We start from the raw sequence: 10,382 nt of genomic DNA, 5'->3' as shown, positions 1-10,382 counted from the left end.
GAAGTGCCAGAACATCGATTCGAGGGTGGCGAACTTCAGGTTCTTGCCGACGAGGGCAGCGTCCATGAGGAACAGGCCCGCCACCTGGTCGCGGTACTGGGCGGCCAGTGAGTAGGCGACGTTGAGGCCGTGGTCGTGGGCGACGACCTGTACGTTCTCGTGGTGGCCGAGGTGGTTGAGCAGCTTGTGGACGTAGGTGGCCAGGACCGTCTTGGTCATGGAGGGCGGGTTTCCGGTCGAGTCGCCCATGCCCGGCAGGTCGATGGCGATGACGGTGCGGCCGGGCAGCAGTGAGGGCATGATCTGGCGGAACTCGTACCAGCTCTGCGGCCAGCCGTGCAGCAGCACCATGGCCTGCGGGCCGTCGCCGCCGATGACGTAGTGCATCTGTACGTCGTCGATGGTGGTGAAGCCGTGCCGGAAGTACTCGTTGAACTCGGCGTCGTCCTTGGTCGCCGTGTCGTAGCCGGGGCTGAGCGGCTCCTCCGACCGGACGGCTGCGGTGGTGGTGGTGAAAGCGTTCATGGCGGTGTTACGTCCTTTTTTAGGGGTCCTTGCAGGAAGATCGTGTTGTGGCACGGTGGAGATGTACGTAATCCCGTGTTTTCTGGGGGGGGTGTGACCAGCCGCGGCGGAAGCCGTGGGAGGTCGGTGACGGGTTGCGGGCCGGGGTCCCTCTGCCTCGTGCAGGTGTCGGCTCAGCCGCAGCAGTCGCAGCCGGGGCGGCGGCCGCAGGCGTCTGTCTCCCCGCCGGCGGCCGGAACCACCACGGTGGGTCGGTGTCCGGACCCGCTCAGGAGTTCCGGTTCCACCTCTTCTTCCGCGATGCTCTCCACTCAGATCCAGTCGTCGATCGAGAAGCTGCCGCCCGCGGGCCGGACAACCGTGGCGGTCAGTTCCCTCACCCGGTCGGCAGGTACCGGAACGCCCGGGGCCTGGTAGATCCATTCCATCGTCTTGTCCAAGCTCACGTCCTTGGGCACTTCCCCGAAGTAGGGCTTGCAATAGACGGGCGTGCCTGGTTCGCTGCGCCAGCTGTCGGCGAGCGTGCCGATGTCCACCGCGTCGTAGCCGAGGATGTCGAGCAACTCCACGACCTCCGCCTTGGCGGCGGCATCGTCGCCGGCGATCGGCATGGCACTGCGGTCCGGCGCACCCGAGGGGCGGGCCAGGCTGAACAGCTGGCTGACGACGATGTTGCTGGCCGCCTTGACCACACGGGAGTCGGCCAGGTGGCGCTGCACCAGCTCGCTGGACGTCAGCTCGTTCGCGTCCAGCTCGGCGATGCGGCCGTCGCGCTCCGGGTAATAGTTCAGCGTGTCGATCACGATTTTGCCCGCCAGCGGCTGTGCCGGGATCTTCTCGTAGGCGCTCAGCGGGATGGACACCACCACCAGGTCCCCGGCCTCGGCGGCCTCGGCGGGAGTGGCCGCCCGGGCACGGGGGCCGAGTTCGGCGACGAGACCGGCGAGGGACTCGGGGCCGCGGGAGTTGCTCAGGACGACGTCCAGGCCTGCGGCGACAGCAAGGCGGGCCAAGATGCCGCCGACGTTGCCACTGCCGATGAAGCCGAGTGTCTTGCTCATGGTGCTCTGTTCTCCCATGGGATGAGGAAATGCCGGACCGGCCACAGCCACGAACCATAACCGGACCGGCTGGTCACTTTAATTACCGTACCACCTAACCGGACCACTCGGTCATGTTGCGTAGAGTGGACCCATGAGCACTGAAGAAGAAGCCGTTGCAGCGCCGCCCGCGCGACGGATGAGAGCCGACGCGGTGCGGACGCGCAAAGCGCTGTTGAAGGCTGCCGCGGAGGTGTTCGCCGAGCACGGCGCGGAAGCGTCCGTTGCACAGATCGCGGCACGGGCGGGGATCGGAAAGGGAACCGTCTTCCGGCATTTCCCCACCAAGGAGGACCTGTTCGCCGCGATCATCAGCGAGGAAATCGACGGGCTGGTGACAGTGGGCCGCCGGCAGGCCGAGCAGGCCGACGCCGACACCGCCCTGCTGCAGTTCATGAGCGCGGGCGTCGATCTCTACGCAAACAACCGGGCGCTCGCGGAGGCCCTCCGTATGGTGTCGGATGTTCGACACCCGGAGATACAGGCCGGACAGGAGCAACTGATCGCAACAGCCGAGTCACTGGCGCGGCGGGCGCAACGCGACGGCTCACTCCGTGCGGACCTGAACGGGCAGGACGTGATGCTGCTGATCTGCGGCGTGTACTACACCGCCGCACCCTTGCTGGCTACCGATCCGTCGGCCTGGCGGCGCTACCTGCGGCTCACCTTCGACGGCATGTGCGCCACCGGCACCGAGCCTCTACCCCCGGCACTCGTCCACGACTCCTTGCTGCCGACGATCCGGTAGGGGCGACGGCGATGCTCTCCGAGGCCGATCCTCACAGGACATCACCGACCGAGGGGGTATGGCACAGCTTCTGAGCGACTTCAAATCTCATCGACATTCACGGGCCCTCAAGCCGCCAACCGCCATCCGAAGTCAGCAACAAACGCCTCCCACTGACACCTACACAGCCAGCGGAGCGGCTGCGGATGGCAACGAGCAGAACCTGCAGCAGTTCGTGAACCAGTCCACGTGGGATCCGGCACCGGTGCAGCGGCGCATCTGCGAACGCATGCTGCCGCTGATCGACCCGACAGCCTGGGTGATCGACGATGTGTCGGTGCCCAAGGACGGCCGGATGTCCGTCGGGGTGGCCCGGCAGTACTGCGGGGCTCTGGGCAAGCGGGCCAACTGCCAGGTCGCGGTCAGTGTCCATGCCGCGACGGATACCGCCTCCTGCCCGCTGCAATGGTGCCTGTTCCTGCCCAAGGAGTGGGCCTCGGACATGGGCCGCCGGGCCATCACCCGCATCCCGCCCGAGACCACGCACCGCGAGAAGTGGCGCCCTCGCCCTGGCCATGCTCGACACGCTGGCCGGCTGGGGCATGACGCCGCCGGTCGTGGTGGCCGACGCCGCCTACGACACCAACGCCGGTCTGCGGGCGGCCCTGGCCACCCGCGGCCTCCCCCCCTACGTGCTGGCCATCCGAGCGGATGTCGTCGCCCACCCCTTCGGCGCGAAGCCCCTCGCTCCAGCCCGCAACGGGCCCGTCGGCTGCTGGCCCCAGCCCCGCTACTGGGATCCCGCGCCCTCGGTGGCAGCCCTGGCCGCCGGCCTCGGGCAGGAGGCATTCACCTCCGTCACCTGACGGAACGGCGCCCGAGGTGAGTTACGCTCCCGCTTCGCCGCCGTGCGTGTCCGCCCGGCCGGCAAAGCAGTTGAGCGCCCGGTCAAAGCCGCCGCCTCCGCCGAGAAGGGCTGGTGGGACGGGGTGCTGCCCGACTGCTGGCTGTTGGTCGAATGGCCTGCCGACGCCAAGGCGCCCACCGACTACTGGCTGTCCAACCTCCCCGCGGACACTCCGATCGCCGATCTGGTGCGTCGGGCCAAGGTCCGCTGGCGCATCGAGCACGACTACCGCGAACTCAAACACGGCCTGGGACTTGACCACTTCGAAGGCCGGTCCTGGCCGGGCTGGCACCACCACGTCACCCTCGTGACCGCCGCCCACGCCTTCTTCACCGAACAGCGCCTGGCCCCAAAAGTGCCCGCACGGGACTCACCCTCTACCAGGTCCTCGACACCCTCCAGAACACCCTGAAGTGCTGGACCGGCATCTGCACCACCTGCCACCAACCCCTACCCCGCCGACCCTCAACATCGAGACAGATCTAACGGAGTCCTACTACGTACGAGAAAGTGAATCCTCGTGGGGTCCTTGCGGCCACGACGTAACCCGATTCCGGAAGAACGCGCGCGCACGACGAGAAGGCGGTCACCGCGTTCGAGATGGTGTACGGGGCGAAGTTCCCCAGGGCCGTCAAGAAGATCACCGGCGAGGTCGACGGGCTGCTGGCGTTCTACGGCTTCCCCGCAGAGCACTCGGTCCATCTCAGGACGACGAATCCGATCGAGTCGACCTTTTCCACCGTCAAGCCTCGGACCAAGGGCACCCGCGGCGCCGGCAGCCCGGCCGCGGCCTTCGCGATGGTCTTCAAACTCGTCGAGTCCGCCCAGGCCCGCTGGCGAGCGGTCACCGCACCGCACCTCGTCGCCCTCGTTCGAGCAGGCGCCCGTTTCGAGAACGGCCTCCTCGTCGAACGAGACGAGACCCTCGCAGCGTGATCCATTTCAACTGATCCACAGATCTTGACCATTACTCGTCAGGCAATCCTGAAAGCCACGCGAGGTACGGTCGCAGTCAGCGTCCCCAGACCAGGCGGGGCCGCTCTCTCTCCCCCCCATGTCACGCGGGCGAAGTGAGCTGCTGTGCTGCGCCAAGGGGGCGGCACTGCAGGGCTCGTTCCCGGACGCCGCTATCCCCATCTGGCTCTACCCGATACAGACGGGCCTGAGGCGTCCTAGTCACCGCATCCGTCAGCAGACCGTCCGTGAAGAGGGCACCGACGCCGTCCTCCACTGCCCATCCGGCCTGAAGTGCACGTGTTGCCACGGCCGCCTGGTAGGACGATCGACGAGCCGGCTCGCTGTCGTAGTGCGGGCAGACCGAGCCTGACAGCAGGCCCAACCCGTCAGAGAGGTGAGTCAGCGGCCCGAAAGAGTCGGTATGCGAGCCCTCGGCCCAGCAGTTGGCACCGGCGCTGATTCCGCACAGCAAAGTCCCGCGGCCGAAGGCCTCGCGCAACAGTCGGTCCACTCCGTGTGCTCGCCAGACCGCCAGCATGTTCGCGGTGTTGCCCCCACCCACGTAGACGACGTCTTGAGAAAGGAGGAACGTTCGCAGGGCGTCGTCATCGAGCTCCCGCCGGAACAGATGCAAGACGCTGGGTTCGCAGGAACGTGACTGATACGCCGCGAGAAATTGCTCGACGTAGGCGGGAGCGTCGCCACTGGCAGTCGGAACGAAGCACACCTTGGGCCGAGGAGTCTCCACCTGATCGAGTACCCAGTCATCCAGCAGGTCATCGTCGTCGGTGGAGAAGCCGCCTCCAAGAAGAGCCAAACGACGCGCGGCAGCGACAGCCACGAGGGTGCCTCCTCGGTTCACGATTCAGATGCGGACGATGCCTCGAACCGTGCCAAGTCATCGGCTACATCCGCAATCGAATAGACCCTCCTTCGGCCCGAGGGTTCTGTCTACCTAGTGCTGTATCAGGCAAAGTTCGCCCTATTGCGCCGCGTCGCTGAGGGTGCGTGTGATCCCGGCGGCAATAGTGGTGGCGAGAACCCACCCGACGGCGATCAGTAAGACGTGGAGATCGCCAACACCCCACCAACAGCTCGTGGCTCAACCAGATCGAGGCCCAGTTCACCGCCCTGTGCGCAACTTCGCACTCGACGGCACGGGGACCACATCAGCCACAAGGAGCAGGGAAGCACGTTCCGCCGCTACATCATCTGGTGGAACAAGCACGCCGCCGACGAACGCCTCCGCGAGGTCGTGAAGAGGGCGAACGTTGCCTGATGCGGCACTAGGACGGGCCAAGGCCCAATCGCAGACGGAGAACGCTGGAAAAACGGCAAGCCAGCGAGTCACTCCATAGTCCAGAAAAACGACTTCACCTTCCGCAGCGACCGCTCCGACGTAGTGTTCGCCACGCTGAACAGCCTCCACCAGGTCGCGGCCGTCCACCCCGACGAAACCACCGAGACCGTCCTGACCGCCTCGGACGGCCTCGCCTCACCCACCTCCACAGCGGTACGCGGAAACCGGCTTTACGTCACCAACGCCGGTTTCGCCGAGCCCCACGGCGCGAAGGTGCAGAGCGGGACGATCGACCCCGCCGGAGTGAACCGGGTCCCGAACTGGTGAACCTGCCGCAGCCGGGACCGGCGGCGGTACCTGTTGCGGATTCCAGCAACCAGGTGCAGGCGCCTCCCGCCCGACACCTGTGCCGGACGACCAAGGAGCCGGCCACTCTCGCCGGCATCAGCATCGACCGGCGGAAGGACGGCAGCCACCCCGATCGTCGGGGTCAGCACACCGCAGCAACTCGACGAGCATTCATCGGGGTTCGCTTGGGAAGTGGCCGGCGTGGTGGAGGAGATCGGCGACGGGGTGAGCGGCCTGACGGTCGGCTACGAGGTGTTCGGCTTCACCGGCTCCAGCGGTTACGCCGAACTGGCGTTGGCGCCGGCGGGACAGCTCGCGCGCAAGCCGGAGGCAGTGTCCTGGGAAGTCACCGCCGCGCTGCCCGTGGCCGTCAACACGGCCTGTCAGGCGTTGGCCGACGTCGACTTGAAGTCCGGGGAGACTCTGGTCGTCGACGGGGCGGCAGGAGGCGTCGCCACAGTGACCGTGCAACTCGCCAGGCACCTCGGCGCCACCGTGATCGGCACCGCGAGTGAGCGCGACCATGAGTACCTGCGCTCACTCACGGCCGAGCCGGTGACCTACGGCGACGGGCTGGCCGCGCGGATCCGCACGGTGGCGCCCAAGGGCGTGGACGCGGCACTCGACGTGCGGGAGAGGGCGCGCTGACGGCGTTGATCGACATGGTGGGCGAGCCTGGGCGGGTGGCGACCAGTGCCGCCGTCAACACGGCTGAACTCGGTGCGCGGTTCGTGGCCGCGGCACCGGTGAGCTTCCCGAACGGCTGGCTCGGGCTACGGCGCTGGTGGCGAGCGGCGAGTTGACGTTGCCGGTGGCAGGGACGTACTCGCCGGCCGAGGCCGGCTAGGCACACCGCGAAAGCGAGGGCGGGCACGTTCGTGGCAAGTCGGTGATACTTCCAGGCTGATCTCTTGCGCTCAGCGCTGGGCAGTCGGCGGGTCCTGGTCACCGATCTTCGACGGGGAACGCGCCAGTGCGGGGAAGGTCTTGTTCGGCCCAGGCGCCCATGGTGGCCAGCACGACCTCGAGTCGGGCGCCTGCCGGGGTGAGTTCGTACTCCACGCGGGGCGGGATCTCCGGATAGGCCGTGCGGGTGACCAGCCCCAGGAGTACGAATCGCCGCAGCCGTGAGGACAGGGTCTTGGGGCTGATCCCCGGCAGCCCGGCGCGCAGTTCGGTGAAGCGTTTCGGGCCGGTCAGCAGCTCCCTCACGATCAGCGTCGCCCAGGGCCCGTCCAGCACGGTCAGGAACCGGGCGATCGGACATTCCGGCAAAGGGTGATCCAGCTCACTCATGCTCTCCCCATTAGTTCATTTGAGGGAACTGATTCCCTCAGGGAACTGTAGCCGGAGCAGCCCAAACACCACACCATGGAGGACCTCATGACCACGATCAGTACGGCCAACACCGCGAGCGAGATGGTGCGCTCGGCCACGACCACCGCGTTGCGGGTCGCCGCGCGCAACCTTGAGCTCTACGACACCGGCAACGTCGCCGGAGCGGACGAGGTGTTCGCCCCCGACGTGATCGACCACAACCCCGCTGACGGCGCCGCCTCGGGCCTCGACGGCATCCGAGTGCTGATCGCCGCGGTCCGCGACGGATTCACCGACACGCAGCACCGGATCCTGTTCCAGCAGGAGCTTCCCGGCGGCTGGGTGGTCCTCCACTGGCGGATGACCGGGACGCGCACCGGAGACGCCTTCGGGTTCGCCGCCAGCGGCAACCCGGTCGACATCACCGGCACCGACATCGTCCGCGTTGTTGACGGCAAGATCACCGAGATCTACCACGTCGAAGAACTGCTCAAGCTCACCCAGCAGATCAGCACCGGCGCGCAGCCGGCCTGAAGATCGAGACCTTCCCGGACCACGCCTGCCCCTGAACCATGACCGACAACAGCCGCCTCGACGCGGCGCACTCGTTCCAGGGGCCAGTCCGGGAAAGGCGTGTCGGCGGCCATGAGTGGGTGGGGCGGCGGGCCATCGGCACCGCAGGAGCCGCAGTCCTCACCGGGGATGAACTCAGCGGGCCGCGGTGCGTTCGGCCTGCGCCTTGGTACGGCGCGGCGGTAGGACTCCGTCCCGGTCTGGCTGATCGCACCGTTGAAGGTCAGCCGGTCGACGATGGCCGCGCAAGGCCGCGGGTCGGTGAAGGTCTTCGTCTCCAACCCGAAAACAACTCGTTGGAGGCGATGGCGACGCTGTTTTTCTCCTCCCGCTCGGTCAGCACCTGAAACAGCAGCTCAGCCCCTCTGCGGTCGAGTTCCAGTCGAAGGCCCGCAGGCTCTTCTCCCTGGGGAAAGCGGCGGCCCGGATGCGGCGCTCGGACCTGCGGCGGGCCCATTCGTCGCACTCGGCCATCAGCAGCTCGGCGAGGAACGCGCGATACGACATCTGCTCGCGTCCGGCGCCGTCGGGCAGCTCCTTGAACGGCTGGCGGATGGTGGGCAGCCGCAGCATGCGGCATGCCTGGTCGATGGAGGCGGTGGCGGCTTCTTCGGTCAGCCCGCGCTTGCGTGGACTCGTGATCCTCCTTTCTCGCCGGCCGTGCGGCCAGGCCGTGTGAGGAGCTGGTCGTCATGGGCCACCGAGGGCAGCGGCCGGTCATCGGAAGGCAGAGGGACGGTTTCCAGTCGGCGAGGAAGGTCACCGACGCCGTCGGCCCGTCCATCTGCGGCACCGTCATGGGCTTGGCCCCCGTGCGGGCCGGCGGTGCCGGCTCGCCGTCGGACTCGGCGAGCTTGCGGGCCTCACGAGCCACCGCGTCCGCGGTCAGCGCCCCGGCGCGGTAAGCGGCGGCAAGTCGCGCGACGACCTGCTCGTGCTCCATGTGCCGGGCCAGCAGCAGGACCTCGATCAGCGCGCGGGTACCGGCCGCCTCGCCGTGCGCGGCCTTCGCCGCCGCCCACCACTTGTCGTGGGCAGGCGTGAACCGGCCCGCGGATCGGGCCTGCTTCAGCGCGGTCGAGCCAGGGAAGGCGCCCGGCTTGCGCAACAGCGCCTCCAGGTAGTGGTCCAGGACCAGGCGGGAGCCTGGACGCCACCCAGGCGTTCGTGCCTGGCGACCTCGTTGCGGCCGTCGAAGACGATCAGAGCGGCTTGAGCAGGTGCCGTTCCGCGGCGAAGTACTCGCCGACGGTGCGGGTACGGTGCGCAGTCGGCGGCCCTCGTCGGCCTGGTCCACTGGTCGACCATCGCGTTCAGGTCCGCCAGGGAGGCGACCTCGGGGACGGGGACAAAGTGGTTGCGGCGGTAGTAGCCCATCCGCCCCTCGCCGCCGCCTTTCTCGTGGGCGGCCTCGATGCCGGGCCGGCAGTAGAACGGCTCGATGCCCAGGTGCGAGCAGAACGCCGATCAGCGGTCCGTCTGGCACCCGGCCGCGGGACATCCCGAGGATCCTTTCGACAGCGGCCCGCAGGTTGTCATACCGGATCCGGGCCCGGGGAATGCCGCCCAGCACGCGGAAGGCGTGCACGCGGCCTTCGAAGAACGCCTCCTGCCCCGCGGTTGCGAGCACCCTTCTCTGCACTACTGACGCGCGGCGTCGTGAAGGGCTAACGTTCCTGGCCGAGTTCAGTGACGGAGGCTTTGGCGGCTCGTTCGATCTTCGTGCGCTGGGCTTCCAGGAAGGCCGCGTCGTGCCGCGGAGTCGCGTACTGGGCTGACGTCCCCGTCGAGCCGTCGACCTGTTCGCGCAGGATGTCCGCGTGTCCTGCGTGCCGGCTGGTCTCGGTGAGCATGTGGACCAGGATGTTGAACAGCTTCACGTTGGGGCGGGGCCACCAGGGCACGTGGCCAGGGAAGTCGATGGCGAGGGCGGTGATCGTCGCGTCTGAGTGCTCCCAGACGCGACGGTAGCGGTCGGTGATCTCCTCGCGCGTCTCGTGCTCGGTCGCCCACAGGTCGGCGCCGCGCTCCCCGGCGTCGTCCCACCGGGGCAGAAGCTCGGGGAAGGGCCGGTCGAAGACCTCGCCGAAGTACCTGGCCTCCCAGATGGACAGGTGCTTGACCAGGCCGAGAAGGTTGGTACCCGTCGAGGTCAGGGGCCGGCGGATGTCGTACTCGCCGAGCCCGTCGAGCTTCCAGAGCATCGTCTTGCGCATCTCTCGCAGATCGCTGTGCAGGTACTCTTTCGCGAAATCATCGATCATGGCGTGCGAGCCTGTCACGCACCGCCGGTGGGCTCAACGTGCGACCGGCACTCCCTGGGCGGCATGTCCTGATTACGGTCGTCAGCTGAGAACACCGGTTCCTCCCTCCCCGTGTTCGGCATGCCAGCGCAGGCGGTCGGTCTGCATCCGATGGGCCTCTTCGAGCCGTTCGCGGGTGTTGGCCTCGATCTCCAGCAGTCGCGGGCCCTGGGCCAGGTCGAGGCGGAACATCGGGCAGCGGACGCACGCTTAACCGAACTGATCTTGATGTGCGTCAGGGCCCTGTCTGGCGCTGTGCCGTGAGCCAGGCCGTAACAGTGAGTCATGAGTAAATTCTGGGGACTGGGAGCCGTCCGCGCGTGTC

10 protein-coding genes and 4 pseudogenes are annotated in these 10,382 nt (G+C 67.7%); 7 read left to right on the top strand and 7 right to left on the bottom strand.

All coding sequences use genetic code 11. From position 1 onward, the window contains the following. Together AB0I77_RS26515 and AB0I77_RS26510 are read right to left on the bottom strand one after the other, a co-directional pair. The coding region (locus AB0I77_RS26515; protein WP_363285177.1) for an alpha/beta hydrolase at positions 1-525 on the bottom strand (525 nt) is incomplete at its 3' end. Between the two features lie 311 nt (positions 526-836). Beyond that, complete coding sequence (locus AB0I77_RS26510) at positions 837-1,586, bottom strand: NAD(P)-binding domain-containing protein (protein ID WP_363285176.1); 750 nt, start codon at positions 1,584-1,586, stop codon at positions 837-839. Between the two features lie 133 nt (positions 1,587-1,719). Here AB0I77_RS26510 and AB0I77_RS26505 point away from each other — a divergent pair, with 133 nt between their 5' ends. The 3 genes and pseudogenes from AB0I77_RS26505 to AB0I77_RS26495 all read left to right on the top strand — a co-directional run. Beyond that, on the top strand, positions 1,720-2,373 hold the full coding sequence (locus tag AB0I77_RS26505; RefSeq protein WP_363285175.1) for a helix-turn-helix domain-containing protein: 654 nt from the start codon (positions 1,720-1,722) through the stop codon (positions 2,371-2,373). Between the two features lie 184 nt (positions 2,374-2,557). Further along, positions 2,558-3,671: pseudogene (locus AB0I77_RS26500) on the top strand (IS701 family transposase); the annotation flags it as partial. Positions 3,672-3,835: 164 nt separating this feature from the next. Further along, positions 3,836-4,195 (top strand): annotated as a pseudogene (locus tag AB0I77_RS26495) (transposase); the annotation flags it as partial. A 121-nt stretch (positions 4,196-4,316) separates the two neighbouring features. Here the strand turns inward: AB0I77_RS26495 and AB0I77_RS26490 are convergent. Continuing rightward, positions 4,317-5,057 carry a peptidase E gene (locus AB0I77_RS26490; RefSeq protein ID WP_363285174.1) on the bottom strand — a complete coding sequence of 247 codons (741 nt, stop codon included), beginning with the start codon at positions 5,055-5,057 and terminating at the stop codon, positions 4,317-4,319. Between the two features lie 242 nt (positions 5,058-5,299). Here AB0I77_RS26490 and AB0I77_RS26485 point away from each other — a divergent pair. From AB0I77_RS26485 to AB0I77_RS26475, 3 genes and pseudogenes are all read left to right on the top strand, one after another. Further along, positions 5,300-5,495 (top strand): annotated as a pseudogene (locus AB0I77_RS26485) (transposase); the annotation flags it as partial. 123 nt (positions 5,496-5,618) lie between these two features. Then, entirely contained in the window at positions 5,619-5,843 is a 225-nt protein-coding gene (locus AB0I77_RS26480; protein ID WP_363285173.1) for a hypothetical protein, read from the top strand. Positions 5,844-6,056: 213 nt separating this feature from the next. Further along, on the top strand, positions 6,057-6,512 hold the full coding sequence (locus tag AB0I77_RS26475) for a hypothetical protein (RefSeq protein ID WP_363285172.1): 456 nt from the start codon (positions 6,057-6,059) through the stop codon (positions 6,510-6,512). Positions 6,513-6,809: 297 nt separating this feature from the next. Here the strand turns inward: AB0I77_RS26475 and AB0I77_RS26470 are convergent, their stop codons facing one another. Then, the gene (locus AB0I77_RS26470; RefSeq protein ID WP_266514226.1) at positions 6,810-7,160 is read right to left on the bottom strand and encodes a helix-turn-helix domain-containing protein; all 351 of its coding nucleotides are present in this window, start codon (positions 7,158-7,160) and stop codon (positions 6,810-6,812) included. Positions 7,161-7,247: 87 nt separating this feature from the next. Here AB0I77_RS26470 and AB0I77_RS26465 point away from each other — a divergent pair, with 87 nt between their 5' ends. After that, the gene (locus AB0I77_RS26465; protein WP_363285171.1) at positions 7,248-7,715 is read left to right on the top strand and encodes an ester cyclase; all 468 of its coding nucleotides are present in this window, start codon (positions 7,248-7,250) and stop codon (positions 7,713-7,715) included. Between the two features lie 212 nt (positions 7,716-7,927). Here AB0I77_RS26465 and AB0I77_RS26460 read toward each other — a convergent pair. From AB0I77_RS26460 to AB0I77_RS26450, 3 genes and pseudogenes are all read right to left on the bottom strand, one after another. Beyond that, a pseudogene (locus AB0I77_RS26460) lies at positions 7,928-8,396 on the bottom strand (ATP-binding protein); the annotation flags it as partial. 1,025 nt (positions 8,397-9,421) lie between these two features. Further along, entirely contained in the window at positions 9,422-10,018 is a 597-nt protein-coding gene (locus AB0I77_RS26455; protein ID WP_363285170.1) for a DinB family protein, read from the bottom strand. 81 nt (positions 10,019-10,099) lie between these two features. Beyond that, positions 10,100-10,249: a hypothetical protein gene (locus tag AB0I77_RS26450; RefSeq protein WP_363285169.1), complete on the bottom strand. Its 150-nt coding sequence runs from the start codon at positions 10,247-10,249 to the stop codon at positions 10,100-10,102. Positions 10,250-10,382: the final 133 nt, after the last annotated feature.

The organism is Streptomyces sp. NPDC050619 (assembly GCF_040654815.1).
Lineage (GTDB): Bacteria > Actinomycetota > Actinomycetes > Streptomycetales > Streptomycetaceae > Streptomyces.
The sequence above is the reverse complement of the archived record's forward strand: the minus strand, read 5'-3'. Positions and strand labels throughout refer to the sequence as shown.

Bases quoted from the DNA above. Each gene is read 5' to 3' on its own strand.
- AB0I77_RS26505 (WP_363285175.1), top strand. From the start codon at position 1,720: ATGAGCACTGAAGAAGAAGCCGTTGCAGCGCCGCCCGCGCGACGGATG.
- AB0I77_RS26450 (WP_363285169.1), bottom strand. From the start codon at position 10,249: ATGTTCCGCCTCGACCTGGCCCAGGGCCCGCGACTGCTGGAGATCGAG.
- AB0I77_RS26510 (WP_363285176.1), bottom strand. From the start codon at position 1,586: ATGAGCAAGACACTCGGCTTCATCGGCAGTGGCAACGTCGGCGGCATC.
- AB0I77_RS26470 (WP_266514226.1), bottom strand. From the start codon at position 7,160: ATGAGTGAGCTGGATCACCCTTTGCCGGAATGTCCGATCGCCCGGTTC.
- AB0I77_RS26465 (WP_363285171.1), top strand. From the start codon at position 7,248: ATGACCACGATCAGTACGGCCAACACCGCGAGCGAGATGGTGCGCTCG.
- AB0I77_RS26455 (WP_363285170.1), bottom strand. From the start codon at position 10,018: ATGATCGATGATTTCGCGAAAGAGTACCTGCACAGCGATCTGCGAGAG.